The following is a 26,275-nucleotide window of genomic DNA, read 5'->3' on the forward strand; positions in this document are numbered from 1 at the left end:
TTTTTACTTTCAGCCGCTCTTCGTACTCTGTTTTACCGTGCGCGGGAGCGGCCCCTCCAGACGCAGCGTGTTCCACGACAGAAAACAGTCACATAGGAACGTGCCGAGAGACGCCACCGTGCACAGCAGCGCGGCCCCGAACAATCCCACCAGCCACAACGCGATCGAAGCGTCCCGCACGCTGCCAAGAAACAGAACGAAGGCCGCGCCGCAGGTCATGGCCCCGGCCATCCCGCCGAACATGATGGCAATGTCGAGCACCATCGTGCGCTTGGTCAGACGTTCCACATAACTCACCAGATGCTTGTGCGAGGCCTCATCGCTCTCATCGCCCAACAGATCCGAAGCTTTCTCAATCTGGTCCGCCACCCGTGCAGAGCGCGTGTTGAGCAGATTCAGCAGCGTGCCGACACCTGAGAGCATGAAAACCGGGGTCAGCGCGGTTTCGATGAGATGCGCGACATCACCGGCTGAATCGGACGCAAGAGCAGAGAGAGGAAGAGCCATGAACCACGCGAACTGTTCTGAAGGGAGCGGACTTCCTACCCCACTGCCATCGGGAAGTTCAAATCCGGTCAACGCTGCGCCCTGTTTAATGTTGCGATTACGAAACGGTACCCTTACCCTCCCTTCTGACAGGGAGATGAGACGCAGGCCATGCACCCAGACAGCGCACGAAGGACGCCTTCGGGCGAAACCGTGCTGCTCGCCGGATTCGATTTCGGCTCGACCACATGCAGCGCCATGGCTGCGCGCGCCCGGTTGGATCTCAACTGCGTCACTGGCCGCATGGAGTTCGGCCAACCCGATATCTTCTATCGTTCGGAACCGCGCTTTACGCCCTTTCAGGACGACAGCCGCCTCGATCTCAACGCCGTCTCCAATCTGCTCGATCTGTGGCTGACTGAAGGCAACATAGACCCAACCATTCTGTTTTCCGGCGGCGCCATCGTGACCGGGCTGGCGGCGGAGCGCGACAACGCCCACGCCCTGACGGAACTGGTCGAACGCCGTATCGGAAACATGGTCATGGCCACAGCCCGTGACCCGGTGCTGGAATCATGGCTCGCCTTCATGGGCAGTTGTGCGGATCTCGTGCGACCCGGTGAGCCGCCGGTGCTCAATCTCGATATAGGAGGCGGCACCACCAACGCCGCGCTGGGCGTGGAAGGCCAGGTCATCGCGGCTGGATGCCACTTCATCGGTGCGCGCCATCTGCAATTCGCACCAGATGGCGAAACGCTGAGGGGCTTCTCGGAGTTTGGTCAGGCTCTGCTGTCCCATCTCGGTCTTTCTCACAGCCCCGGCGAACGCATGGAGCCGGATGCGATCGCACGTGTGATCGCATGGTACGTGCAGGCACTCGAAGCCATCGCTCAAGGCCAGCGTGAGATTTTTCGCGAATCCTACGGTCGCATGCACGAACAGGTGCCATTCACACCTGCTCTACCCTCACCACCCCGCATCACATTTTCGGGCGGCGTGGGCGAGATGATCTATGCCGCACTCGACGGCACCCCCCTGCCTCCTCGTTCTCTCTATGGCGATCTGGGCACCGATCTGGCGCGCGCAATCATGGCCTCGCCGCTTCTGTCACGCGATCTACGGACGACTGTTCCCCGCAACCGGGGCCGTGCCACCGTATGCGGCCTGACCGTGCATGGAACCGATATTTCCGGCTCCACCGTCTTTCTGTCCCCTCAGAGCCACCTACCGTTGCGCGACCTGCCCGTGCTGGCCTGCGTGGATTTCGAGACGACACCCCGGCGTCTTGCCGACGTCTTTGCCATGATTGCCCGCCACCCGGCCGGTGGCTGCCTGAGGCTCGACGGCCCCGCCCCGCCGACACTGGCCCAGTTGCGGGATTTCGGTCGTCGTCTGGCCAATGTTTTCACAACCAGCGCTCTGCCACCCGAACTGCCCGTTGTGATCCTGACCAACCGCAATATCGGCCGCACGCTGGGCAACTACGCCACACGATGGCGCACGCTGCCCGTCAACCTGATCGTGCTGGATGAAGTTCCGGGCCGTGACGCCCGCTTCGTCCGCGTAGGCCGCCCCCGCAACACCGTCCTGCCCGTGTCTTTTTACGGCATGAATCACCCACTCGGTTGAGAGGAACCATCACCATGACCGCCACCTTGCCACCGCTTGCCGAGATCACTGTCCCTGCTCCCCGTCCGGACGAATCCTACACGCTCCGTCTGATGGACCGTGATTTCACTTTCCACGGTCTGAAACGCCTGCTCGCAGCAGCAGATATCTCGAAAGCCGGTGATCGCGTAGCCACTCTCACCGCGACGGACGAGATGGAACGCGAAGCCGCGCGCGCCATCCTCTCAGGCCTGACAGTGCGGCATCTGTATGATCGTCCCCTAACCACCCAGGATGGCTGCGTGGATGCCGTCATGCGCGTGAATTACGACATCGACTACGTGGCTTTCGACGCCATCGCGGATATGACGCTTGGCGCCCTCAAGGATCACCTGCTTCGCACACCAGCCGCGGAGGTCCGGCGACTTGGGCGCGGTCTGACAGGTGTGATGGCCGCTGCCCTTGCCAAGCTGATGGATGTGCATGAGTTGATCCTCGTGGCGCGCAAGGCCAAGCGTTCGGCCAAAGCCCGCACGCTTGTGGGCCAGACCGGCACCCTCTCTTCCCGCCTCCAGCCCAATCATCCGACGGACGATCTCTCCTGCGTCTCGGCGCTGGTCTATACCGGGCTGTCCATGGGTTCGGGCGATGCGCTTCTAGGCATCAATCCCGCCATCGACACGATTGAGAACGTCTCCGCCTTGCTCACCCATCTTGACCGCTTGCGGCGCGAGACAGAGGTGCCGACACAGATCTGTGTCCTTGCGCACGTCAAGACACAGATGGCCTGCCTGAAGGCGGGCGCGCCTGTGGAGATCATGTTCCAGAGCCTCGCCGGCACTGAGCGCACATTGACGGATGAGTTTGATGTGACCGTGGATGTGCTCGACGATGCTTATCGATTGATGCAGGAGAAAGGACCGCTGCGCGATGTGGCACGGCAGTTCATGTATTTCGAAACAGGTCAGGGCAGTGAACTGACTTATGCCAAGCACGAGGGCATGGACATGACCACCTGCGAGGCTCTCTGTTATGGACTGGCACGCCGCTATGACCCGTTCATGGTCAACAACGTCACCGGGTTTATCGGCCCCGAAACCCATCGCAGTGATTTCGAGATGATCGTCTCGAACCTTCAGGATCATTTCATGGGCAAGCTGATGGGACTGCCGATGGGCATGGCTCCCTGCTATACCCTGCATTCCGAAATCTCCATGGAAGGCCATCAGATTGCAACAGAGCTTCTGGCGGCGGCGGGTGCGAATTACTTCATGGATGTGTTCCTGACAGTGGACCGGATGCTGGCCTATTTCGACACCTCCGGTCATGATGACCAGACATTGCGCGAGATCCACAACGCCCAGCCCGCGCCGGAATACCTGCAATGGGCGCTCGCACGTGGCATCTTCACTCAGGATGAAACAGGTGAGATCACACGTGGACCGAACTGGGGCAATCCGCGTCTCTTCGTGTCCTCGAAAGAAGAATTGCTCACACTCCTTGAGCGCGTTCCCGCAGCCTACGGACTGGACTCCGCAGGCCCACGCCCCAGCAACAGCGTCTCACGACAGGTACGCGCCAATCTCGCCATCGGGCGACAGGCCATTCAGGCGGAACTCGATAGAAAGCGCCTGCCCGGCCTGTCTTTTCGCAATCTGCGCACGCGCGCGCCCGACAAGGAAACCCATCTCGGCCATCCCGACACAGGGGCTGCGCTGGCCGAAGACAGCACCAGCGCGCTTACGCCCGAAGGCATGGATGTGCAGATCATCGTGTCAGACGGACTGAGTGCCGAGGCCGTTCATTACAACGTGCCCGACCTTCTGCCCGTGCTCATGGACGGATTGCAGGCACATGGCCTGAGCATCGGGCAGCCCATCCTCCTGCCACATGGGCGCGTGAAAGTAGCCGAAGAGATCGGCGACAGACTGATGCCGCGTCTCATCATCAGCCTTATCGGCGAACGACCGGGCGGGGATGCCAACGCCTCACGCAGTCTGTCCGCCTATTTCGCCTATCGTCTGGACGATGAAGACGTGCGACAGGAAGCCGCCATCTTCAGTGGAAACGCCAATATCCGTTATGAATACTCGGTTGTTTCCAACATTCATGCCGGCGGCCTGCCACCGATCGAAGCGGGCAGCGTGATCGTGGATAAGGCCGTGCGCATCCTGAACGCCCGTGCGGCAGGGAACCGTCTGGAGACGATGCCCTCTTCTCCGCCTGCGCCTTTCGAACTGCACGGCAAGACCGACATCGGAATGACGATTAACTGACGACAGCGTCCTTCCAGCCTGCCGCACGCATTTCTTCAATCAGTGTTTTCATGAGCTGCGCGGCAGGCTGAAACCGACACAAGGGCGCACCCTGTCCCGCCCAGTGGGCGCCAAATCCCTGTTCACGATGTTTCCTTGCCGCCGCATGCAGGGCTTTTCCAGCATCGTAGGCCACCGGATAGACTGGAGGAGACACACCGTTCGTGTCCATTTGCGTGAAACGGTTCGCAAGCGCGCGGGCCGGTCGTCCGGAAATCAGACGTGTCATCCGCGTATGTTCCGCCGCCGGTCCCGCGAGAGCCGCCCGATAACCCTCATCCGCCGCTGATTCCACACAACCGATAAAAGCCGTCCCCAGTTGCGCCGCCACGGCCCCAAGTTTCAATACCGCGACGACACCCGCACCATCCATCACACCGCCTGCCGCGATGACCGGCATCCTCGCTTCACGCACCAGACGCCGCGTGAGCACAGCGGTGGTCAGTTCATCATCCGGTGCGTCAGGATCGAACATTCCCCTATGTCCACCGGCCTCGATCCCCTGCGCGATCACCATATCCACCCCGGCCTCCGTGATGGCTTGTGCTTCAGCGGGGTTGGTGGCCGTGGCCAACAGCATAATCCCGACGCCCTTCAGGGCCGATACGATATCGGCTGACGGCAGCCCGAAGTGAAAACTGATGACGGGAGGACGAAGCTCAAGCAGCATCGCCAACATATCCGGATCATCACGAAAACTCGTGTAAGGCACACCCAGTTGCTGTGGTGTAGCCATTTCATTTTCGGCAAAGAACGGCGCAAGAACATCCACCCATGCCCGTTCGCGCACCACATCGCGCATGGGTGTTTCGTGCACGAACAGATTGACTCCGACAGGATGGTCTGTGGCCTGCCTCACCTCATGAATCATCTTTGCCGAAGCGGAAACGCTGGATGCACCCAGCCCCAACGAGCCGAGACCGCCTGCATTGCTGACTGCCGCCGCCAGAGCCGGTGTCGCCACCCCCGCCATGGGCGCCTGAATGATCGGCACTTCAATGCCGAGTCTACGATACAAAGTCATCCGCGCCTCCCTTCCGAAAAGGAAAGCGGAAACATCCTGCGGGTTCCGATCACTTTCATGAAAGGAACCCGCATACCACTCTAAAGAGCCGCCAGAACCTTCAGCCCCGTCAGAATGGCGTTGGGAATCTTGGACGTCTCGCCCGGCCGCATCATGTATTCAAACACCGGCTGCATCACGAGACCCGGCATGACCGGAATACCGTAATACGCTTCCAATGTGGCCGCATGCGTTTGTGGGCCATTGACCAATGGCCCGAGCGAGAGGCCCGCATCCACCTTCAGCCTTTGCCCCAGAGTCAGATTGTGACTGATCTGGTAATAGGAATACATCACACCAAAACGATCGAACGGACGACCGGGGAAAATACCCAGCAGCGACGCGCCGAAATACACCTGATCCGAAAAGATCGACGTGCTAGGCGTGTTATGAATGTAACCCGCCATAAGGTAACCACCTGCCATCTGGTGATCACCTCCCTTACGGTAGATCATCTGGTCCGCTTCGAAATAGAACGTATCGCGCGCACCACCGAGATGGCTGCCTACACTATGGCGATAGGCCGCCGGCACACTGCCGATCACGTCATCATAATGGGTGGTGTCGTGACCGAAACCCACCTTGTAATGACCCGGCAGTTTCTTCGGGCCGAAGAAGGGCTGCCACGTCACCTCGATAGGCAGCATGACACCCGTGCCGTGCTCCGCGCCCCAGGCCCAGCCTGACGGGTTCTCAGTCAATGGCGCAGACTGGTAAACGCCTGTGGTGACGATCAAATCGCGTGTGGGACGCACACGGATCGTGCCACCCCATGTCGCTTTCGGATACACGCTCCAACCCTGCTGCGATTTCAACGCCACAGGAGCGGAGCACTGGATCATGAAGGTACAGAGTAGCACGGACGTGGCGTAGGTGTGTGTCAGTGTAATGCGGCCAATATTGAGATTGACCGTATCGTGGAAAAAGTTTTTCTCCAGATAGATATCGGCAAGATGGGCCGCAGCACCACCGCTGAGGCTATAGACCTCCGACAGCAGGATGCGCTGCTCACCCACATAATCATGCGAAACCTGCCGACCGGCACGCTCCATCATGACGGCATGCAGCATCCACCCTTGCCAGCCGATAAGCTTTCCCAGATCGAACCGTGTGGTGAGCGTCACTTCATGGGCATAATCCATGCCCTTGCGCTTGCCGCCCCCAACATTGGCAACCCCCTCTCCCTTGTAGGAGAGCTGGAAGCTAAATCCCTTGTCCGCCAGCCATTTACGCGGACCGGCAAGCTGCGGGACGAGATTACCGAAGGTCTGCGCGGGCACATAGTAACCGGCGGAGAGATCGCGTTCACGCAACGCATCGTCGGAACTGTTGAGCAGCGACGAAATGCTCTCCGTATTGAAGAGCGTCTCCAGCGTCTGCGCCGAAGGGATCTTGGTGGGTTTAGGTGGATTGGCGGCCGAATGAAGAATGGGCCGCACATTCACCGTGCTGACGGACCCTGACTGGGGAGAAGCCTGCGCAACAGGCGCGGTTTGAGCGCGCGCCTCCACAGACGCGAACAGAAGAGGCATGGCCGCAAGCGTCACGACACGACCGCTTCCTTTCGGAAGACGACGGGACATGCGCGTGCTGACCTGAGTACGGCGGATATTGTTCTTTTTCATTGTCTTTTTCCGACTCGGGACTCATCGGCGTTACCAAGCGCGCCGTCTGAATCCAATCCTCGGCGCCGTCTTCAGAGCATGTTTCACGTCATATTGTGGCCGAAGGAACACGGCCGCCCAAAACAGAAACCCGTGAACCATGCACACGTAACCGTCACTTCTCGGGGCAGCCAATCTTCCCAAGTAGCGTTGTCATGTCATGGATTTTTGGCTGGACGCTCAGAAAAGTCCGAGTTTTCCGCACGCCCACCAGAAGCCGAACAGAAGCACGACGCCGCCGATGAGCAGCGGGAAAAGAACGGTCGAAAGAAAACTCCCGCGCGGCTCTTTTGGTTCAGCAATGCCCGTCCGCGCATCGAGAGAGTCTGCCCATGCGTCCGCTTCGGCATCGATCGGGTCTTCGCGAGTCCAGTCTTCGTCACTCATCCCTTCTGCATAAGGGAGAGCGGGGAGAAGGGAAAGCATCGAGCCTGACGCCACCTGCTGAGGGGAAAAGCTTGACTTTCGGCGGAGAAGGGAGTCACATATTTAATTAAATTACTAAACTATGAAAGTAATGGAGGGGCAGATGCCCGATTCCGCTCTCGAAGCCGCCACCCGGCAGATCCGCGCAGCCATAGCCGATCCAGCCCTGCGGCCAGTCGTTCGCACATTCTTCGATGAAGCTACCTTCACGGCCACACATGTCGCGCACGATCCTGCCACCCGCGCGGCGGCCGTCATCGACAGCGTGCTGGATTACGATGCCGCTTCCGGACGCACCAATTTCGCCTCTGCCGAGGCCGTCGTTGCCTATGTGCGCGAACATGAGCTGAAGGTTGAATGGCAGCTCGAAACCCATGCCCACGCGGATCACCTATCCGCCGCGCCATGGCTTCAGGAGCAGTTGGGGGGCAAGCTTGCCATCGGTGCCGACATCACGCGGGTGCAGGAGGTTTTCGGAAAAATCTTCAACGCCGGAACCGCCTTTGCCCGTGACGGCTCACAGTTCGATCGCCTGTTCCACGATGGCGAAACCTTCTCGCTGGGCAACATCCCCGCCATTGCGCTGCATGTTCCGGGCCACACACCGGCCGACATGGCGTTCATCATAGGTGATGCCGCCTTCATCGGAGACACGCTGTTCATGCCGGATTACGGCACCGCCCGCGCCGATTTCCCCGGCGGCGACGCACGCAGGCTCTACCGCTCGATCCGGCGGCTGCTGTCCCTGCCTGATGAGACGCGGCTGTTCCTGTGCCATGACTACAAGGCGCCCGGACGCGACACCTTCGCATGGGAAACCACCGTGGGCGCAGAGCGGGAACACAATGTCCACGTCCATGAAGGCGTCTTGGAAGACGATTTCGTGAATATGCGCACTAGCCGCGACAAAACGCTGGATCTGCCCCACCTCATCATGCCGTCCGTGCAGGTGAACATGCGGGGCGGCCATATGCCCGAACCCGAAGACAACGGCGTCAGCTACATCAAGATTCCCATCAACCGTCTGTAAGCCCTTTTGCCCTACCCTTTCCACGAGGAGCCGACACATCCCATGACACCGCGTTATCTCACCGACACCTTTGCCATTGCCCCCCAGCTTTCCATCGCCGACGTGGCGGACGCCGCGCGGCAGGGCTTCCGCGCCATCGTCTGCGCCCGCCCCGATGGAGAGGAACGTGGCCAGCCCACCATCAAGGACATGGAACGCGCAGCCGCCGAGGTCGGGCTGACTTTCGAGGCCGTGCCCTTTGCGGCCGGAGCGACACCTCCGCAAGTGGACGTGGATCGTCTGAATGTCGTGCTCAAAGGCGCGGGCGGCCCCGTGCTGGGCTATTGCCGCAGCGGCAACCGCGCCGCCCAGCTCTGGGCGCTGGCGCAGGCAGGCACGCTTCCCGTCGAGGACATCCTGGCTGCCGGCCACAAGGCGGGCGTCGATCTCTCACCACTCGTCCCGCTGCTGAAGCAGGAAGCCGCAACCAGCACAACCAGCCATGCCGGTCCCGGCCGACGCTTTGACGTCGTGATCGTCGGCGGTGGCGCGGGCGGGCTGTCGGCGGCAGCCAGCCTTCTGCGCCGTCGTCCGCGCACGACCATCGCCATCGTGGAACCCTCCGACACGCACTATTACCAGCCCGGCTGGACACTGGTGGGTGGCGGTGTGTTCAAAGCCCAGAAGACCCGCATGCCGGAAGCCTCCGTCATGCCCAAGAACGCAGACTGGATCCGCTCCACCGTCACCCATATCGACCCCGACACGCGGGAAGTCACCGTCGCGGATGGCGGCGTGCTCTCCTACGAGGTTCTGGTCATCGCGGCCGGTATCACGCTCAACTGGGGCGCGATTGCAGGTCTGCCCGAAACGCTGGGGCGCAACGGCGTAACGTCGAACTATCGTTACGATCTGGCTCCCTACACATGGGAGCTGGTGGAAAAGGTCTCGCGCGGCAACGCGCTGTTTACGCAGCCTCCCATGCCCATCAAATGCGCGGGCGCGCCGCAGAAAGCCATGTATCTCGCCTGCGATGCCTGGCGGAAACGCGGCGTGCTGGACGCCATCAACGTGGAGTTCGACAACGCGGGCGGCGCGCTGTTCGGCGTGCAGGCTTTCGTGCCAGCCCTGATGAACTATGTGCGCGATTACGGCATTGCGCTTCAGTTCCACTCCAAACTCGTGGCCGTGGACGGCGAACGCCGTATTGCCACCTTTGAGCGCACAACAGGTGACAAGACCGAGCGTGTGGAGCAATCCTTCGAGATGCTGCACGTCGTGCCGCCACAGATCGCCCCTGCCTTCATCCGTGAGAGTGGGCTGGGGGACGCTTCCGGCTTCGTTGCGGTCGATCCAGGCACGCTGCAACATGTCACGCGGCAGAATGTCTTCGCTATTGGCGACAGTGCGGGCACCAGCAACGCCAAAACCGCAGCCGCCGTGCGCAAGCAGGCGCCCGTCGTGGCGCTCAATGTCGCAGCGGCCCTCGACGGCAAGCCGCCTGTGGCCCTTTATGACGGCTATGGCGGATGCCCGCTCACCGTGGAGCGCGGCAAGATCGTGCTGGCCGAGTTCGGCTATGGCGGCAAGCTGATGCCGACTCTCCCGCGCTGGATTCTCGATGGACAGCACGCCACCCGTCTGGCGTGGTTCCTCAAGAAGGATGTCATGCCACCGCTTTACCGCGAGATGCTGCGCGGGCATGAGTTCATGGTGGAACCGGAAAAAATCTCCAGGACGTGACATGACACCCGATCTCGCCCAGACCGTTCTGGGACTGCTTTCAGGCGGGCTGGTCGGCTTCACCCTCGGGCTGATCGGCGGCGGCGGGTCTATTCTCGCCGTGCCGCTGATGGTCTATGTCGTGGGCGTGCCCGACCCGCATGTGGCCATCGGTACCAGCGCCCTGACAGTGGCCGTCAACGCGCTGGGCGGCCTTGTGCAACACGCCCGCAGCCACACGGTGAAATGGCGGTGCGCCGCCATCTATGCCTCCTGCGGCGTCGTGGGCGCGTTGCTGGGGGCGCATCTGGGCAAGATCGTGGACGGACAGAAACTGCTTCTGCTCTTCGCGGGCCTGATGATCATCGTGGGCGTTCTCACCCTGCGCGGCCGCCACAATGTCGGCTGCGAAGGCGCCTCCTGCAACCGCGAGAATGTCGGCAAGGTGATGCTCTACGGCACCGGAACCGGTGCCCTGTCAGGCTTTTTTGGGATCGGGGGCGGTTTTCTCATTGTGCCCGGCCTGATGGCGTCCACCCACATGCCAGTGCTCAACGCCGTCGGGACATCGCTCGTCGCCGTCGCCGCCTTTGGGTTGAGCACGGCAGCTAGTTACATGATGTCGGGCTATGTGGACTGGCAGCTTGCCGTTCTGTTCATCGTGGGCGGCCTGATCGGCACACTGGCCGGAAGCCGCATGGCCTGCCGTCTGGCCGGCACAACGGGACGACTGACCACCATTCTGGCCTGCATCATCTTCGCTGTTGCCGTCTTCATCATCTGGAAAGGCGTCGCCGCGCTCTGAGCGGCACTCACCCCGCTGGCGGACGGTTGAGGCGCCAGGCGTTTTCCAGCGCCGTCACCGCGTCGGGGTCACCTTCGGCCCATCGGCCCTCGACACCCGGCGCATGAACGAGAGCACGCCATGTTCCACTACCTTCCGCACGTTCGATCTTCACCGCCCACTGCTCAGGAAGACGGCTCATCACGCGCTCGAAGCGTTGCGCGAGAGTGGCGGGTTTGGCGTAGTTGTGTCCCATGATTGTCCGGTACTCATCTTATCAGAATATCGTTTTACTGGAACGCCACGCTTCCGAAGCGTCGATCAGAGGCACTCCTTAAAAACCTATACTCCTTGTTCCGGCGGCGCTCAAAAATCACGCACCTATCCGTTGCACCTGCAATCCACAGATTTCACAACATTTCAAAAAGAACGACATTCTCTCTGGTGGCACAAACGCATGATTCCAAGCTTCTGCATCATAGGTAACTTCCTGTGCTTCAATCACCGTCTGTGGCCTCAGCCTGAAGTCACGATATCCACTGGACGAAAGAAAATCCTGCAATCCCTGAAACTGCGCCGGAGGCAACACTTCCACCAGAAGGATGGGACGGTCCTTCTGAATGGTCTGGTATCCGCCTGCCAGAAAGGCGTGCTCATGCCCCTCTATGTCCACCTTCACAAGGGAGATCGGTTCTTTCAGCTTCAATGAGTCCAGAGTCTGCGCCATCACGTCCACATGGGACGGGCAGTTACCCTTGAACGATGCCTCAAGAGAGCAACTGGTTTCCAGAACACCTTCCGTCTTTTCCGGGACATACAACGCAACCTGCTCAGAGCGGTCACTCAGCGCCACGGGATAGACAGCAATCCGATCACCGAAATCATTCAGTGCAATGTTGTGTTCCAACACTTTCAGAATTTCAGGAAAAGGTTCGAACGCTTTCACATGAACTCTGGGATCGGCCGCACAGGCGAGAATTGAATAAATCCCGGTATTCGCCCCAACGTCCATGAAAACACCGGGAGCTTCAGAAAGACAGGTCAGGATAAACTGTGGCAAAGGAGGTTCAAAACTACCATTGCGAATGGCCCGCCCAACCTGATCGCTACCACCACACTCATCAAACTGAAAACGCCTGCCGCAAAACACCACGGATTGTGCGGAAGATTCAGGAGGAACGGGCGAAAGGGTTCTATCTTTTTTGAATAACCCCAGAAAATTCCGGAAACTCTTATTCACATCCCGATTCCTTTTTGGCCTGAACTAGTAAAGCCCACCCATGCCAATATCGCCACTGGCCGGCTGCGGAGGGCCGGATGGTGCCGCACCCGCGGCAGGCGCTCCTCCGCCGGATGACGCCCCACCGTTTGCGGCCGCTGCTCCACCACCTTCGGACATGTCCGTTTCGGAATCCGGCAGGTTCTCAGCCCCCGTATCCGCCGCTGTCAGTTCCCCTGTGCCTGCCGAACCATTGAGATTTGCGCTCTCACCCGGCACCTGATCGGCCTTGAAGGCGTCAATCGCCATGCCGCGCCCGGTGTCATAGCGCACCAATGTCACGCCATCGGGCACACGGAAATCCACCTTGGGACGATCCGCGAGCGCCACTTTCATCACCCGGTTCCACAGCGGCCCGGCAATCGCGCCGCCGGTCTCATTCTTGCCCAGCGATTGGGGTGAGTCGAAACCGATCCACACCACTGTCACCACATCGGCGGAATATCCGGCGAACCACGCATCGTTGAAATTCTGGCTCGTACCGGTTTTGCCCGCGATGGGCGCGTCTATGCCTTTCCCCGCCTGCACACCGGTGCCACGCCGGATGACGTCCTGCATCATCGTCGTGATCTGGAACGCGCTGGCGGCGTCACTCACACGCGGTCGGCTGTCGTTGAGCACGGGAAGATCGTCCTTGCCCGGCCCGGTCGGTGCTGCCACGGCCGGGGGAGCTGCTCCGGGTGGAACAGCGGGTGCCGCAGGCCCGGCCGCGCCCCCGGAATCGGCCGTCGGGAACACGGCGCTCGGACCACCCGCATCCGGCACCTGCGAATCCGACGCGCGGGTGGCGCTGAGCGTCAGCCCCTCGGGCCGCCAGATGACGTGACCGTCACGGTCCTGCACATCATCGATCAGCGTTGGCGTGACCTTGCGACCACCGTTGGCAATAGTGGCATAGGCTCCGGTCTCACGCAGCACGGTCGTCTCCACGGCACCGAGGGCCGCAGGCAGCACATGCGGCATGTCCTGCACCAGCCCGATGTCCTGCGCCGTCTGCGCGACGGTCTTCATGCCGATATGCGCGGCCAGACGAATGGTGACGAGGTTGCGCGATTCCCGCAGCGCGTCATGCAGGGTCGTCGGTCCCCAGAAATCCTTCTCATAATTGTTCGGGTGCCAGTCACCGTACGAGACGGCGGAGTCCTGAAACTGCTGCGAGGGCGAAATGCCCTGCTGCATGGCCGCGAGATAGACGAACGGCTTGAAGGACGATCCCGGCTGACGAAGCGCCTGTGTCGCCCGATTGAACTGCGAGGCCTCGAAAGACCAGCCACCCACCATGGCCAGCACGCGCCCGGTGCGCACATCCATCGTGACGATCGCGCCCTCGATCTTGGGCACCTGCCGCAATGCCACATGGCCACCTTCGGCCTGCGGCTCGATCATCACGACATCCCCCACGCGCGGCAAACGCCAGCGACGGATCCAGCCGAGATCACGCGGTAGAAGAGTCGCGCGACGCGGCGCCCCTCCCTCAATCCAGCCCACGCCACCCGTGGCATCCAGAACCACAGCCAGTCGCCAGCGATCGAGCATTCCTGCCGGACGCGGCAGAGCCGTCAGCGCAGGCACCCACGCCGCATCGTCCTGCGCGCTGGTCCGGGTAAAGCCCTCGAAATGATGAACCGGTCCGCGCCAGCCGCCATGCGAGCGGTCATAATCCATCAGACCATCACGCAGCACGTTGGTGGCCGTCGTCTGGAGCGCCGGGTCGAGGCTGGTGTGAACGTCCAGTCCGCCCTGCATGGTCTGTTGCGTGCCGTAGCGCTCGATCAGTTCGCGCCGCACTTCCTCGCTGAACCACTCGGACCCCGGTTCCGGCCCCGGACGACGGAAACTGTGCGCGGCCAGCGGTTCCTGCATGGCGGCCTGCGCGGCATCGGACGGCAGCCAGCCAAGCTCCTCCATCCGTTCCAGCACCCAGTTGCGTCGCCCGCGCGCCGCATCGGGGAAGCGCCACGGATTGTAATTGGTGGGGGATTTGGGCAGCGCGCCGAGGAAAGCGGCCTCGGCATCGTCAAGCTGATCCAGCGGCTTGCCGAAATAGGCCTGCGAAGCCGCGCCGATGCCATAGGCACCGTTCCCGAGATAGATCTCGTTGAGATAGATCTCGAGAATCTTCTCCTTGGGCAGCACCTGTTCAATACGCAGGGCAAGGAACGCCTCCTTGGCCTTGCGCTCGATCGAAACGGCGTTGGACCCCAGCAGCATCACGCGCGCCACCTGCTGCGTGATGGTGGACGCACCGATCGGGCGCCGCCCATGACCACGCGCAAGATCGGTCAGGCCCGCGCGCAGGATGGCCACCGGATCGACGCCCTTATGGGTCCAGAACTTCTGATCCTCCGCAGCGAGGAAAGCGTTCTTCACACGATCGGGGATGGCGGAGTACGGCACGAAAATACGGCGTTCGGACGCCAGTTCCGCGATCAGCCGGTCATCGTTGGAGTAAAGGCGGCTCATCACCGGCGGCTGATAGGATTGCAGCCCCTGCACAGTGGGCAAGTCCGAAACCAGTCCGGTGTATTTATACCACACCACCACAGCCGCCGTGGCCGTCCCAAGCAGCAGGACCGCCAAGGTGGAGCCGAGAAAACGACGCCACATGCGAAAACGCGGGCGACGGGGCGGTCCGCCCCAGCCCCCACCGGAGCCTCCTCCGCCCGACGCTCCTCCTCCGGAACCGCCACCGGCATCATGGCCACCACCGTCCAGCCGGTCCGATCCCGTCGCCCGCAGATCTCCCCCGCCGAAGGAATCCGCCATCCAGATAGTCTGGGCCCCCTCTCCAACAAGTGCAGGCACACCGGCAAACACACCCATATCGGGCGTTACCACGGACAGGGCAGGACGAAAGAAGGGCAAACGGACTGTCATGAACGGCTCTCTAGCATCGTCGCGGGGCAGCGTCGCCCCCGTTGGCGTCCCCGAAAGGGCGGTGTCCGTCAGATTGTGGCGGTGTGAGGAAAACCATCAGGGAGCCTGTGTGTCGGGCCTTTCTGACCGCCCCTCATGGCGGTTTTGTGACCGCGCACTCCCGCCGGTCAGTCCTCCAGAAGCACTCGCGCCACGGCGTCACGCAGCCGGGAAGCGGATGGCGGGGTGAGACTGGAATACCAGTTTGTCAGCTCACCCTGGCGATTGATGAGATATTTGAAGAAGTTCCAACGCGGACGAGCGAAAAAGCCGCCTTCCGCCGCCAACCACCGGAAGAGCGGCGTGGCCTGCGGACCACGCACATGGCATTTTTCCGTCATGGGAAAACTCACGCCGTAATTGCGATGACAGAACGTCTCGATGTCCGCAGCACTGCCGGGCTCCTGCGCACCGAAATCGTTGCTGGGCACCCCCACGACCACCAGTTCTCCCTCCATCTCCCGCCACAGGGCCTGCAAGCCTTCGTATTGCGGCGTGAAACCGCATCGGGATGCCGTATTGACGATCAGCAGAGGTTTGCCTTTCCAGCCCGCGAAATCGACGGTTCCGCCCGTCAGGGCAGGCAGGCTGAAATCATAGGCGCAAGGCATGGCCGTCTCCGCAGGGGTGATCGTCTCTCCCTCCCCTGCCCTCCATGACCACGTTTGTCGAGAGCACCATGGCGACGGTGCAAGGAACCCCTTCCACGCACAGACATTCTTGCAGGAGAAGGAAAGAGATGAAACAAGAGGATTCCCCGAAATCGGCAGGCACGACCATTGCGGTCGGACGCGTCCGGACGGGCCACCATCGTTTCATCGGACGATGCGAAATGAGGAGTTCCGCCTTGACCCGACAGTTTCTGGCCGCAACCGTTGCGATCACCGTCAGCGGTCTTGCAGGCCTTGCGGACACCACCGCTCTGGCCGCCACGCCGGGCGCGCAGGATGCAGGCAGCACTCTTGCCTCCACCGACTCCGAGGACAAACTCGTTTTCAACATTCGTCAGGCCAATCTGGGACCGGGTTACGCATGGGGTCGCGGCCTGCTGCACTATCGCGGTAAGGATTACGATATCCGTGTCGAAGGCGGTGGTGGGCCGGCCATCGGCTATTCCAGCGCTTGTGCTGAAGGCACCATCAGCGATCTGGGATCTCTGGATAAATTCGACACCACTTTCTGGGCCGTGGCCTCCGAGGCAACAGCAGGCAGCGGCGTCGGACGCATGGCGCTGCAGAACAGCGACGGCACTGAAATCCATCTTCAGGTGAAAAGCCACGGAGCACGACTGGCCGCCGCCGCCGCGCGCCTGCGCTTCCATGTGCTTGGCCCGTCCAAGACCACCTTCGCCGCTTCCCGCTGCCCCTGATTTCCACCCCCATGTCTCCCCCCGAGGCTCCACTGATCTGGCTTCTCGCGGGGGAGGCCAGCGGTGACGTGCTGGGCGCACGCCTGATGGCAGCACTCCGGCATCGTTGCCCGCAGGCCCGCTTCACAGGCATCGGCGGTCCACGCATGGAGCAGGCGGGGTTGCACAGCCTGTTTCCCATGCGCGACCTCGCCGTGATGGGGCTGGTCGAAATCCTGCCGCGCATCCGTCATCTGTCTCGTCGCCTCGATCAGGCTGTGACCGACATCGAGCGCCAACGTCCAGATCTTGTCGTGACCATCGACAGTCCCGGTTTCGCCCTGCGCCTGCTGCGCCGCATCAAGGATCTAGGCATCCCCCGTGTGCATTATGTGGCCCCACAGGTCTGGGCTTGGCGCGAACACCGGGTGAAAAAGTTTCCCGGCCTGTGGGATCGGCTTCTGGTGCTTTTACCGTTTGAAGAAGACTTCTTCCGTCATCATGGTCTCGCGGCCCGCTTCGTGGGGCATCCCGTACTCCAGTCCGGCGCAGACACGGGAGACGCCGCCCGCTTTCGCGCCCGCCATCACATTCCCGAACAGGCGCCCGTGCTGGTGCTGATGCCCGGAAGCCGCCGTTCGGAAGCGCCACGCCTGTTGCCGGTCTTCGGCGCGATGCTCACGCTTCTGCGCCGGCGTCTGCCGGATGTGGTGCCGGTCATTCCGGTTTCGCCCGTCGTGGCCGAAACGGTGCTGAAGGCCACGGCAGACTGGCCCGTCCGTCCGATAATCGTGACCGATCTGGCAGACAAGCACGACGCCTTCGCCGCCGCCGCCGCCGCTCTCACCAAGTCCGGCACGTCCACTCTTGAACTTGCGCTGGCGGGCGTGCCCATGGCCGTGACCTATCGGGTCAATCCCCTCACCGCCTTTCTTGCCCGCCGGCTGATCCGCGTGCCCTATGTCGCGATGGTGAACCTGCTGTCGGGTCACGCTCTTGTGCCCGAACTTCTGCAACAGGACTGCCGTCCCGACCGACTGGCCGAAACTGTGGTGCAACTGATGACGGACCCCGTCCAGCGCGCACGTCAGAAAGCGGGATTTACCGAACTTCTGCGCGGCCTTCAGGGACCGGGCCATCTGGATCCGGCGGATGCCGCCGCCACGGACATTCTCTCCCTCCTTCACTCCGCCTCCTGCTGAACGGACAAGCTTCGGTCACCCGTCCACCAGCCATGTGCGTCAGCCGCTTCCTGCACACGTCTCATCATGCTTGCTTGCAGCGGAACCCAAGGGGCAGCGGAGGAGGAAAAAGCGGCATGCACCGAGCAGTTACAGCGATGGTGGGATTGCTCGTTCTCTCTGGCACAGCCACAGCGCAGCAGGTCCGTATCTGCGCCCAGCAGGATCCGATCGATGCGGCCGCGTGGCATCAGCTTTTCGCCAACGGACCGATTGGAGTTCCGGCTGATACGATTTTCGTATTCGCAGGCTATTCGAAAGGACCGCCCACTGCCTTGGCCAGCAACACGGTCGAGGGCGAGAAACGCACCGAGGCGTTCATCACTACCGCCCCTGCCTCTCTCACGCAGGCAAAACCCTGCGCGACAGTGGCGGCCATGGTGGGGCGTTCGGAAACCTGGGTCTGGAACGGTCAGCCCATCCGCCCTGACAAATTGCAATATTTTCAGGTCTTCGGACTGCTGACGCCAGATGGCGTGGACACGTCCTTCGACGCCTCCGGCGCCTCCATGCAATGGGCGGCCCAGAACCAGCAGCTCGATGCCCGTGTAATCTCCACCCTTACCGCTCCACGGGACGTGCCCTGAAACGCAAGGTCGCCGTTTTTCCAACAAAAAACGGTTCATTCTTACACTTTGAAACGGGTATGCCGTATTACCAGCCGATACGGTCTCGCAAACTATGCCTTGGAATAACAGCAGGATGTTGCTGATGAAAAAGATAGGTCTCACCACCCTTACCCTTTTGACCCTGGCCGTCACAGCGACCGATCTGCGCGCCCAGACCTCGGATGGCGGAGGTGGCTGGCAGTCAATCGGTCAATCCATGTTCGATGCCGCGCGTCAGTCCGGTGAAAACGCGGTGCGCCAGAATCTGCAGAACACCACTTCGGGCGTGGACAATCGAATCAACGACTATCGTAACGGTCTGATTCAGCGTGAGCAGTCGGCCACCAACTCCTGGCAGCAGGACAAGGATAGCGTGAACAATCGCATCAACAGCTATCGCGACGGCGTATCCAACCGTGAGCAGGCTGCAACCGATGCATGGAAACAGAAGAAAGACCAGCTCAAGGCCACCCGGGATTCGGCGAACTCCCTTCTGGGTCAGTGGTGACACGCGCATATTTTGCGAAAAAGTTACCACTTGCGATGCCATAAACGGTGGATGAACTGAGGCCTGCACGACCTCAGTTCATCGGGGCTTCCGTCTCGATAAAAAGCCGGTTTCTCGCGCGCGTCCTCAAATGGTCACCGAACACACCCCAACATTCGTCCACGCTCGGCAGAAAGAGCAGCAACGTCTCAACGGAGCATGACGGGCGTTTTGCCATGGCCCGGCGCACGGCACCGCGCATTTCACTCGGGCTTATCTTTCCACACGCACCCCGCGTTTACCTTCCTGCAAAAAATACCGGGCACAAAAAGGAGAACTGGAAATCTGTGCTCGTGACAGAGTATAGGGTGTCCCACAGATCACACTCCACAGGGGTATGATCACCAACAAAACCGGTGTCCCTTGCTCCTGCTTCTGATGGGCGTCCTCGCTGTCGTCCTGCTCATTGCCATCAACATCCTCATCTCGCTTTCCGAGATCTCGTTCGCCGCCGCCCGCGACGTCCGACTGCGATCCCGCTCCGAGGCGGGAGATGAACGCGCAACTGCCTTCCTCGCCCTGCGCCGCAACAGCGGTCAGGTCATGACAGTGCTCCAGATCCTGCTCAATGCCGTGGGCATCATGGGCGGTATCATCAGTTCGGATATGCTCAGCCCAGCCATTTCAGCGATCTTCTCCGGCTGGGGCCTCTCCGCCACGACCGCCGACAGTCTTGGCTCTACCGCAAGCTTCATTTTCATCACCGCCGCCTTCGTCATCTTTGCCGATCTGCTACCAAAGCGGATCGCCATGAACGCACCGGATCGCATTGCTCTGGCCATCGGCTGGTTTCCCGCGACAGCCCTGCATCTGCTTTTTCCGTTCGTCTGGGTCTTCTCGAAAATCTCCGACGCGCTACTGCGGGCGCTCAAGATTCCCGCGGCGTCTGCCGTAGAGCCAGTCACGCCCGAAGATCTCCGCGCCATCCTTGCGGCCGGCACCGCCTCGGGCGTCCTGCTGGAACAGGAGCACCTGATGATCCAGAACGTGCTGGGACTTCAGGACCGCTCCGTCAGCTCCGCGATGACGCCACGTGACGAAATCGTCTATCTCGACATTCTCGAATCCGTGGAAAGCCAACGCGCGAAGGCGCTCCAGCATCCCTACTCACGCTACCCGTTGTGCAAAGGCGGTCTGGACCACGTCATCGGCTCCATCCGTATCGAGGACATCATCGTTGCGGCCGCGACCGACGCCAACGCTGCCCCTCTCACCCGTCTGCGCCGCGATGTGCTGTCCGTGCCCGAAACACTCAACCTGTGGGATACGCTGGCGCAACTCGATACACTGGGCACGGGCTTCGCGCTCATCATCAGTGAATACGGAACCGTCGTGGGTCTCATCACCTACAAGGACATCATGGGAGCGCTGACGGACGGTCTGGCCACACCGTTCGAGGAACAGCTCATCGTCCGGCGCAATGACAACTCGTGGCTGATCGACGGCGCGGCTCCTATTGGAGACGTCATTCGCGAACTTGGTGTGACGGATCTGCCCGATAGCACCAATTTCGACACCATCGCCGGTTTCGTCATGCACCGCCTGCGGCGTATGGCCCGAAAGGCCGATCATACAGATGCGGCCGGTTTCCGTTTCGAAGTTGTGGACGTCGAAGGCTTTCGCATCAACCAGCTTCTGGTGACGCGGACTACAGCCGATCAAGATGTCCTGACGTCCTGACAGGCAGGAAACTTCGAATCAGTCCATGAAAGTATATCGCCGCAGCATACCGCCTGCCACGGCGATGTGGATCATCGACACTGCGATCAAACGTATCCGGTTCGCGTGCGGCAATCATCCATCTTGATCTCATGAATCAGACACAAAACCACAGATAACCCTTCAAACCACACGGCAGGATCACCGCTCCGTCATGTAATACCGCCAGCCACCCGTCTCGGTAATGTCAGTGCCACTGCGAGCCACGGCTTCGCTGCAGAGGAACCCGCAGACTTCCTTTCCATCCGCCAAGGTAATCCGCCCGATGGACATCGGTTGCGGAACGGAAGCGACAAAACGTCCGAAGCCTGCGGCATCCAGTTCATAGATCTCAACTTCCAGCCCTTTCCCCGCAAAACCTCGCTCCCGCACCAGACCGGGCTTGGGTGGCGTGGTCTCGGGCAGCGCAAAAAGCCGGTAGTCCGGGGCAGTGCGCGTAGTGGCTCGCAGGACAGCGTGCTCGTGCTCAAGCTGCCAATGCAGGGGAAATCCTTTCAGATGAGCCCCAACCACAGCCAGAAGCACACGCTCGCGGGATGGGATATCCTCCGCTTTTTCCCCCATGGGGCGATCCGTGCGCGTTGCCCCAACGGCTTCACCCAAAGCTTCGTGAAAACGTCCAGCCAGTGCCGCCAGATCCTCGTCCGTGCAAGCCGGAGCCACGAATGTCACACCGAAAGGAAGGCCATCCGGCGCAAAGCCAGCAGGAACAGCGCAGGCCGCCATATCGAGAAGATTCACGAAATTCGTGTAAGCCCCAAGCAGACTATTGGCCGCAATGGGCCGATCAATGACTTCCTGTTTCGTGACGATACGCGGCGCGGTCGGCAGCAGCATGACGTCAAAATCAGCCCACATACGCTGCGCCACTTGCTGAAAACCATGCTGACGATAGATCCCATCAAAGACATCTGTGGCGGTATATTTTTCAGCATCGTCAATGATGGTGCCAACGGTGGGATCCATATCCTTTCGATGTGTACGATGAAAATCCTTTATGGCCGCAAGTCGTTCGACGACGAAAGGTCCATTATAGAGCAGCGCTGCCGTATCCTTGAGAGGCGCAAAATCCAGTTCGACATGCGTGCCCCCAAGCTGTTCAAGCAGACTGATGGCCCGGGCGTAGAGGACGGCATTTGCCTCATTGCCATCAAAAAAGCGATCTTCTTTCCGTAGAATCCCGAAACGAAATGTCGTGAGCGGCAAAGGACGCGAACACAGCGCACGTGAATAAGGTGCCCGCTCGTCTGGCGCTCCCGCAATCCGCTCCACTTTCCATGCATCGGACGTAGAACCCGAAAAAACCGATATACAATCAAGAGATTCACAAGCGGGGACGAGTCCATACGTGCTGAGAATACCGCGTGACGGTTTGAGTCCGACGATGTTGTTGAACGCCGCCGGAACCCGTCCCGAACCCGCCGTGTCCGTTCCAAGCGCAAACGACACCAATCCGGCCGCAACGGCCACAGCTGACCCGGAACTTGAACCACCTGAGACATATTCAGGACTAAACACGGAATGCGGTTGACCATAAGGCGAACGCATCCCAACAAGACCGGTCGCAAACTGGTCAAGATTGGTTTTGCCGATGACAATGGCTCCGGCAGCTTCAAGGCGCCGCACAACCTCGGCACTTTCACTAGGCTCATAAGCGAACGCAGGACAGGCTGCCGTTGTCGGCAGACCCGCAACGTCAATATTGTCTTTCACAGCAAACGGGATGCCATAAAGCGGCAGATCAGCGGCAGACTGTCTTTCCAGTTCGGCGGCACGAGACAACAGCCGTTCTGTCGGAACACGACTAATCCAGACGGCGGTATCCTTGACGGCATAGGCATCGATACGCGCAACAACTTCACGCACGATATCTGTGGGCGTAAGCGTTCCAGCACGACAGGCGGAAAGAAGGGATTCTATCTGCAACATGTTTGGCAGGTTCATGATGTTTTCCTGTTCTCTCAGCCCAGATCCACTCATAGAAAGTCAGTTCGTGCGGACAACCATGATCCGTTCGCCGCCCCGTACTTCTCGCCCCTTACGGCAGAGAATCTCGATCACGACGCCGGTTGCCGGCGAGACGATCTTCATCTCCGTCTTCATGGACTCGATGATTGCAACCGTGTCCCCCACCTTCACATGGTCTCCCACGTTTACGGGAAGCTGCCACACGCTGCCGGGCACCGGACTGTCCACACCCATATGCCCTTCAGGAAGGATGGACTCATCCGCCTGATTGTCGTTCGTTTCTTCCTCGAAGGTATCGAGTCCCTTCGCAATCCAGTCCTGTCGCTCCGCCTCGAAGGCCGCCTGCTGACGGGCACGAGCAGCGGCGATCTCCTCCTTGTTAGCTTCAAGGAAAGCGCGATAATCGCGCAGGCTGAACTGCGTCTCCTCGATCTTTACGGAAAAACGGCCATATGGGAACGCCGCGCGGGCCTCCATCAGTTCATCATGCGAGACAGGATAGAAACGGATCTGATCGAAAAATCTCAGTAGCCACGGCTTACCTTCGTGAAACACATCGGTCGTGCGCCATGTATTCCAGACCTGTGTGGTGCGGCCGAAAAGCTGGTAACCGCCCGGCCCTTCCATGCCATAGATGCACATATAGCTACCGCCAATGCCCACCACATTGTCCGGCGTCCATGTACGAGCCGGATTGTATTTGGTTGTCACCAGACGATGGCGCGGATCGATCGGTGTGGCGACAGGCGCGCCGAGATAAACATCTCCAAGACCCATCACGAGATAAGAAGCGTTAAAGATGATCTCTTTAACCGCTTCAATGGAAGGCAATCCGTTAATACGTCGGATGAACTCGATGTTGGAGGGACACCACGGCGCATTGGGCCGCACGAGTTCCTGATAACGCTGCATGGCCAGTCGCGCCTGCTCATCATCCCACGAGACAGGCAAATGCACGATACGACTTGGGACCACGATATCGTCGTCGCCGGAAGGAAGTGCCTGTTCGATGGTGTGCAGGATTTCCAGAAGCGAGGACAACGAGATGACATCGGGGTTATAGTGAATCTGCAACGAACGGATACCGGGCGTCAGATCGATGATCCCTTTCACCGCCTCGGTTTTCAGGCGTTCGAGCACCAGTTGGGCGCGCAGACGCAACGTAACGTCAAGTTCCGGCGGCCCGAATTCAAGCAGAAGATAGTTCTCGCCCGCGCGACGATACACAACCGGAATCTCGCCCTTGGAGCGGAACAGAATGGGACTGTCACCCACAATCGGCGTGGACAGAAAAGCGACACTCACCGGCTGCGGCTGCACTCGGCGGAAACGCACCTTGTCGCCCGGATGAAGCTGCCCCATCTTCCACAACTCATCGCGCGTGAGCACGGCGGGGCAGACAAAGCCACCCAGGCTCGGACCATCGGGACCGAGCAGGATGGGCATATCACCGGTAAAGTCGATTGCGCCGATAGCGTAGGCATTATCGTGAATGTTCGAAGGATGCAGCCCTGCCTCACCGCCATCCGTGCGAGCCCAGCGTGGCTTGGGACCGATCAGCCGCACCCCTGTGCGTGCACTGTTAAAATGAACTTCGTATGCGCTGGAAAACAGTTCCGCGATGTCCTCATCACGAAAAAAATCCGGTGCGCCATGAGGGCCGTACAGCACACCCAGTTCCCATGTGCGTGTCAGTTCCGGACGGTCTTCCAGCGGAATGGTGGTGACTGGCAGAGCGTCAGCCTGAGGTGCCGCAAGCCGCAGGACATCTCCCGTGCGAAGCTGACCGGTCGCATGACCACCGAACTGACCGAGCATGAACGTAGCGCGCGATCCAAGATAAAGCGGCGCATCAATGCCACCACGAATGGCCAGATAAGTGCGGTGTCCCGCACCCTTGATCTGCCCCAAAGCCAGAACCTGACCGGCAAGAACCTCAATCGGCTCCCAGTAAGGCAACTCCCGTCCATCAAGTGTGGCGGGCATGAACGCCCCCGCAAGACCGATGGTGGCAGGCGCATTAAAACGCAGAACCGGTCCGGAAACCGTAAACTCCAGCGCCGCCACACCATCTGCATTGCCCACAATGCGATTGGCCAGTCGAAAGTTGCGATCGTCCATCGGTCCGCTGGGCGGAACGCCCACATCCCAATATCCGATACGACCCGGCCAATCCTGCACGGTGGATTGCAGACCCGGAGCAATGACTTCGATTGTTGTCGGCGTATAAGAAAAACTGTTGAGCAGACCGGTGAAAACGTGACCCTCAAGCACGGCGGGAGCAGCAGTGATGGCGCGCAGATAATCGAGATTGCTTTCCAGGCCACCGATACGGGTGACTGAGAGCGCCTCGTTAAGTTTGCGAAATGCTTCCTCGCGTGTAGCGCCACGCGCAATGACCTTGGCCAGCATCGGATCGTAATAAGGCGTAATTTCCGTGCCGGTCTCAATCCATCCGTCCACACGCACATCCTGTGCGAAATGTACCTCTGTCAAACGGCCTGTTGACGGACGGAAGTTCTCCGCTGGGTTCTCGGCATATACGCGGGCCTCCACCGCCGCACCTTGCGGCATAAGGCTGTCCTGCGATGGCAGGATCAAGCTGCCATCCGCCTGACGCACCATCCATTCCACCAGATCGATCCCGAACACCTCTTCCGTGACGCAATGCTCGACCTGAAGGCGCGTATTCACCTCAAGGAAATAGAACTCCCCGCTTTCGGTATCGTAGATGAACTCCACCGTGCCTGCGGATTCATACGCAACAGCAGCGCAGAGAGCGCGGGCGGCTTCACGCAACCCTTTGCGCGTCGCATCCGACAAACCGGGCGCCGGAATTTCCTCAATGACCTTTTGGTTACGGCGCTGAAGCGAACAGTCGCGTTCACCCAGTGTGAGAATATTCCCCTTTCCATCACCGAAGATCTGCACTTCGACATGGCGTGCAAAAGCTATGAATTTCTCCAGAAAGACGCGGGCGTCACCAAAATTGTTGCCCCCCATGCGCGAGACAGCTGCGAAACAGTCACGCAGTTCAGCCTCATTGTGACAGACCTGCATGCCGATGCCGCCACCGCCTGCCGTGCTCTTGAGCATGACGGGATACCCGATGCGCGCGGCCTCGGTTACGGCTTCATCGGCCGTGTCGAGAATATCGGAACCCGGCAAAAGCGGCACGTTGTTCTGGCGGGCCAGTTCGCGCGCGGTGTGCTTGAGGCCAAACGCGCGCATATGCTCCGGACGCGGCCCCATGAAACAGATACCGCGCTCAGCCAGTTTTTCGGCAAATTCCGCGCGCTCACTCAGAAAACCATAACCGGGATGGACTGCCTGCGCTCCCGTGCTGGCACAGGCATCCAGAATGGCGTCCATGTTCAGATAACTGTCCGTCACCGCAGACGGCCCGATCAGCACAGCGTTATCGGCTTCCAGCACGGGAGGCGTGAAACGGTCGGCTTCCGAACACACCGCGACGGATGCGATGTTCATGCGCCGAAGCGTGCGGCTGACCCGCCGGACGATTTCTCCACGATTGGCGATGAGAACCTTGGTGAACATGGCGGATCTTCCGG

The 26,275-nt window shown here is 60.4% G+C and carries 20 protein-coding genes; 10 read left to right on the plus strand and 10 right to left on the minus strand.

What is annotated here, in order from left to right:
* Nucleotides 1-9: 9 nt before the first annotated feature.
* Nucleotides 10-579, minus strand: a complete 570-nt coding sequence (locus tag KUA11_RS12630) for a DUF2721 domain-containing protein (protein ID WP_368041017.1) — start codon at nucleotides 577-579, stop codon at nucleotides 10-12.
* Nucleotides 580-657: 78 nt separating this feature from the next.
* Between KUA11_RS12630 and KUA11_RS12635 the strand changes: the two genes are divergently transcribed.
* Both KUA11_RS12635 and eutB read left to right on the plus strand, forming a co-directional pair.
* Nucleotides 658-2,115, plus strand: a complete 1,458-nt coding sequence (locus tag KUA11_RS12635) for an ethanolamine ammonia-lyase reactivating factor EutA (RefSeq protein WP_217410776.1) — start codon at nucleotides 658-660, stop codon at nucleotides 2,113-2,115.
* A 14-nt stretch (nucleotides 2,116-2,129) separates the two neighbouring features.
* The gene (gene eutB / locus KUA11_RS12640; RefSeq protein WP_217410778.1) at nucleotides 2,130-4,370 is read left to right on the plus strand and encodes an ethanolamine ammonia-lyase subunit EutB; all 2,241 of its coding nucleotides are present in this window, start codon (nucleotides 2,130-2,132) and stop codon (nucleotides 4,368-4,370) included.
* Here the strand turns inward: eutB and KUA11_RS12645 are convergent.
* The 3 genes from KUA11_RS12645 to KUA11_RS12655 form a co-directional block, all read right to left on the minus strand.
* The gene (locus KUA11_RS12645) at nucleotides 4,363-5,433 is read right to left on the minus strand and encodes an NAD(P)H-dependent flavin oxidoreductase (protein WP_217410780.1); all 1,071 of its coding nucleotides are present in this window, start codon (nucleotides 5,431-5,433) and stop codon (nucleotides 4,363-4,365) included. The two genes, eutB and KUA11_RS12645, sit on opposite strands and share 8 nt — an antisense overlap.
* An 80-nt stretch (nucleotides 5,434-5,513) precedes the next feature.
* A complete protein-coding gene (locus tag KUA11_RS12650; RefSeq protein ID WP_254454921.1) occupies nucleotides 5,514-7,097 on the minus strand; it encodes a carbohydrate porin in 1,584 nt (527 codons plus the stop codon).
* 219 nt (nucleotides 7,098-7,316) lie between these two features.
* Nucleotides 7,317-7,523 carry a hypothetical protein gene (locus KUA11_RS12655; protein WP_166317507.1) on the minus strand — a complete coding sequence of 69 codons (207 nt, stop codon included), beginning with the start codon at nucleotides 7,521-7,523 and terminating at the stop codon, nucleotides 7,317-7,319.
* A gap of 142 nt (nucleotides 7,524-7,665) precedes the next feature.
* Here KUA11_RS12655 and KUA11_RS12660 point away from each other — a divergent pair, with 142 nt between their 5' ends.
* Genes KUA11_RS12660 through KUA11_RS12670 form a run of 3 tightly spaced genes read left to right on the plus strand, consistent with a single transcriptional unit; the run spans nucleotide 7,666 to nucleotide 11,098 of the window.
* Complete coding sequence (locus KUA11_RS12660; RefSeq protein ID WP_217410782.1) at nucleotides 7,666-8,592, plus strand: MBL fold metallo-hydrolase; 927 nt, start codon at nucleotides 7,666-7,668, stop codon at nucleotides 8,590-8,592.
* A 42-nt stretch (nucleotides 8,593-8,634) separates the two neighbouring features.
* Nucleotides 8,635-10,314, plus strand: coding sequence for a bifunctional protein tyrosine phosphatase family protein/NAD(P)/FAD-dependent oxidoreductase (locus KUA11_RS12665; RefSeq protein WP_217410791.1), 1,680 nt, complete (start codon nucleotides 8,635-8,637; stop codon nucleotides 10,312-10,314).
* A 1-nt stretch (nucleotide 10,315) separates the two neighbouring features.
* A complete protein-coding gene (locus KUA11_RS12670) occupies nucleotides 10,316-11,098 on the plus strand; it encodes a sulfite exporter TauE/SafE family protein (protein WP_217410793.1) in 783 nt (260 codons plus the stop codon).
* 7 nt (nucleotides 11,099-11,105) lie between these two features.
* Here the strand turns inward: KUA11_RS12670 and KUA11_RS12675 are convergent, their stop codons facing one another.
* The 4 genes from KUA11_RS12675 to KUA11_RS12690 form a co-directional block, all read right to left on the minus strand.
* On the minus strand, nucleotides 11,106-11,333 hold the full coding sequence (locus KUA11_RS12675; RefSeq protein ID WP_217410795.1) for a hypothetical protein: 228 nt from the start codon (nucleotides 11,331-11,333) through the stop codon (nucleotides 11,106-11,108).
* A gap of 117 nt (nucleotides 11,334-11,450) precedes the next feature.
* A complete protein-coding gene (locus KUA11_RS12680) occupies nucleotides 11,451-12,317 on the minus strand; it encodes an FkbM family methyltransferase (RefSeq protein ID WP_217410797.1) in 867 nt (288 codons plus the stop codon).
* 24 nt (nucleotides 12,318-12,341) lie between these two features.
* Nucleotides 12,342-14,963, minus strand: coding sequence for a penicillin-binding protein 1A (locus KUA11_RS12685; protein WP_254454924.1), 2,622 nt, complete (start codon nucleotides 14,961-14,963; stop codon nucleotides 12,342-12,344).
* A 437-nt stretch (nucleotides 14,964-15,400) separates the two neighbouring features.
* On the minus strand, nucleotides 15,401-15,883 hold the full coding sequence (locus tag KUA11_RS12690) for a glutathione peroxidase (RefSeq protein ID WP_166317525.1): 483 nt from the start codon (nucleotides 15,881-15,883) through the stop codon (nucleotides 15,401-15,403).
* A gap of 236 nt (nucleotides 15,884-16,119) precedes the next feature.
* On the opposite strand from KUA11_RS12690, the gene KUA11_RS12695 reads away from it, so the two are divergent.
* The 5 genes from KUA11_RS12695 (at nucleotide 16,120) to KUA11_RS12715 (ending at nucleotide 20,696) form a co-directional block, all read left to right on the plus strand.
* Nucleotides 16,120-16,641, plus strand: coding sequence for a hypothetical protein (locus KUA11_RS12695; protein ID WP_217410804.1), 522 nt, complete (start codon nucleotides 16,120-16,122; stop codon nucleotides 16,639-16,641).
* An 11-nt stretch (nucleotides 16,642-16,652) separates the two neighbouring features.
* Nucleotides 16,653-17,822: a lipid-A-disaccharide synthase gene (gene lpxB / locus KUA11_RS12700; protein WP_217410806.1), complete on the plus strand. Its 1,170-nt coding sequence runs from the start codon at nucleotides 16,653-16,655 to the stop codon at nucleotides 17,820-17,822.
* 116 nt (nucleotides 17,823-17,938) lie between these two features.
* Nucleotides 17,939-18,448 carry a hypothetical protein gene (locus tag KUA11_RS12705; protein ID WP_217410808.1) on the plus strand — a complete coding sequence of 170 codons (510 nt, stop codon included), beginning with the start codon at nucleotides 17,939-17,941 and terminating at the stop codon, nucleotides 18,446-18,448.
* A 124-nt stretch (nucleotides 18,449-18,572) separates the two neighbouring features.
* Nucleotides 18,573-18,977, plus strand: a complete 405-nt coding sequence (locus KUA11_RS12710) for a hypothetical protein (protein ID WP_217410814.1) — start codon at nucleotides 18,573-18,575, stop codon at nucleotides 18,975-18,977.
* Between the two features lie 402 nt (nucleotides 18,978-19,379).
* Nucleotides 19,380-20,696 (plus strand): hemolysin family protein, encoded by a 1,317-nt coding sequence (locus tag KUA11_RS12715; protein WP_217410816.1) that lies wholly within the window; start codon nucleotides 19,380-19,382, stop codon nucleotides 20,694-20,696.
* Between the two features lie 180 nt (nucleotides 20,697-20,876).
* Here KUA11_RS12715 and atzF read toward each other — a convergent pair whose 3' ends face one another.
* Together atzF and uca are read right to left on the minus strand one after the other, a co-directional pair.
* Complete coding sequence (gene atzF / locus KUA11_RS12720) at nucleotides 20,877-22,679, minus strand: allophanate hydrolase (RefSeq protein ID WP_217410818.1); 1,803 nt, start codon at nucleotides 22,677-22,679, stop codon at nucleotides 20,877-20,879.
* A 42-nt stretch (nucleotides 22,680-22,721) separates the two neighbouring features.
* On the minus strand, nucleotides 22,722-26,261 hold the full coding sequence (gene uca, locus KUA11_RS12725; protein WP_217410820.1) for an urea carboxylase: 3,540 nt from the start codon (nucleotides 26,259-26,261) through the stop codon (nucleotides 22,722-22,724).
* Nucleotides 26,262-26,275: the final 14 nt, after the last annotated feature.

This window comes from Acetobacter estunensis (genome assembly GCF_019083805.1).
Lineage (GTDB): Bacteria > Pseudomonadota > Alphaproteobacteria > Acetobacterales > Acetobacteraceae > Acetobacter > Acetobacter estunensis_A.

Coding starts and splice junctions, on each gene's coding strand:
- KUA11_RS12635 (WP_217410776.1), top strand. CDS start 658: ATGCACCCAGACAGCGCACGAAGGACGCCTTCGGGCGAAACCGTGCTG.
- eutB (WP_217410778.1), top strand. CDS start 2,130: ATGACCGCCACCTTGCCACCGCTTGCCGAGATCACTGTCCCTGCTCCC.
- KUA11_RS12645 (WP_217410780.1), bottom strand. CDS start 5,433: ATGACTTTGTATCGTAGACTCGGCATTGAAGTGCCGATCATTCAGGCG.
- KUA11_RS12650 (WP_254454921.1), bottom strand. CDS start 7,097: ATGAAAAAGAACAATATCCGCCGTACTCAGGTCAGCACGCGCATGTCC.
- KUA11_RS12655 (WP_166317507.1), bottom strand. CDS start 7,523: ATGAGTGACGAAGACTGGACTCGCGAAGACCCGATCGATGCCGAAGCG.
- KUA11_RS12660 (WP_217410782.1), top strand. CDS start 7,666: ATGCCCGATTCCGCTCTCGAAGCCGCCACCCGGCAGATCCGCGCAGCC.
- KUA11_RS12665 (WP_217410791.1), top strand. CDS start 8,635: ATGACACCGCGTTATCTCACCGACACCTTTGCCATTGCCCCCCAGCTT.
- KUA11_RS12670 (WP_217410793.1), top strand. CDS start 10,316: ATGACACCCGATCTCGCCCAGACCGTTCTGGGACTGCTTTCAGGCGGG.
- KUA11_RS12675 (WP_217410795.1), bottom strand. CDS start 11,333: ATGGGACACAACTACGCCAAACCCGCCACTCTCGCGCAACGCTTCGAG.
- KUA11_RS12685 (WP_254454924.1), bottom strand. CDS start 14,963: ATGTGGCGTCGTTTTCTCGGCTCCACCTTGGCGGTCCTGCTGCTTGGG.
- KUA11_RS12690 (WP_166317525.1), bottom strand. CDS start 15,883: ATGCCTTGCGCCTATGATTTCAGCCTGCCTGCCCTGACGGGCGGAACC.
- lpxB (WP_217410806.1), top strand. CDS start 16,653: ATGTCTCCCCCCGAGGCTCCACTGATCTGGCTTCTCGCGGGGGAGGCC.
- KUA11_RS12705 (WP_217410808.1), top strand. CDS start 17,939: ATGCACCGAGCAGTTACAGCGATGGTGGGATTGCTCGTTCTCTCTGGC.
- KUA11_RS12710 (WP_217410814.1), top strand. CDS start 18,573: ATGAAAAAGATAGGTCTCACCACCCTTACCCTTTTGACCCTGGCCGTC.
- atzF (WP_217410818.1), bottom strand. CDS start 22,679: ATGAACCTGCCAAACATGTTGCAGATAGAATCCCTTCTTTCCGCCTGT.
- uca (WP_217410820.1), bottom strand. CDS start 26,261: ATGTTCACCAAGGTTCTCATCGCCAATCGTGGAGAAATCGTCCGGCGG.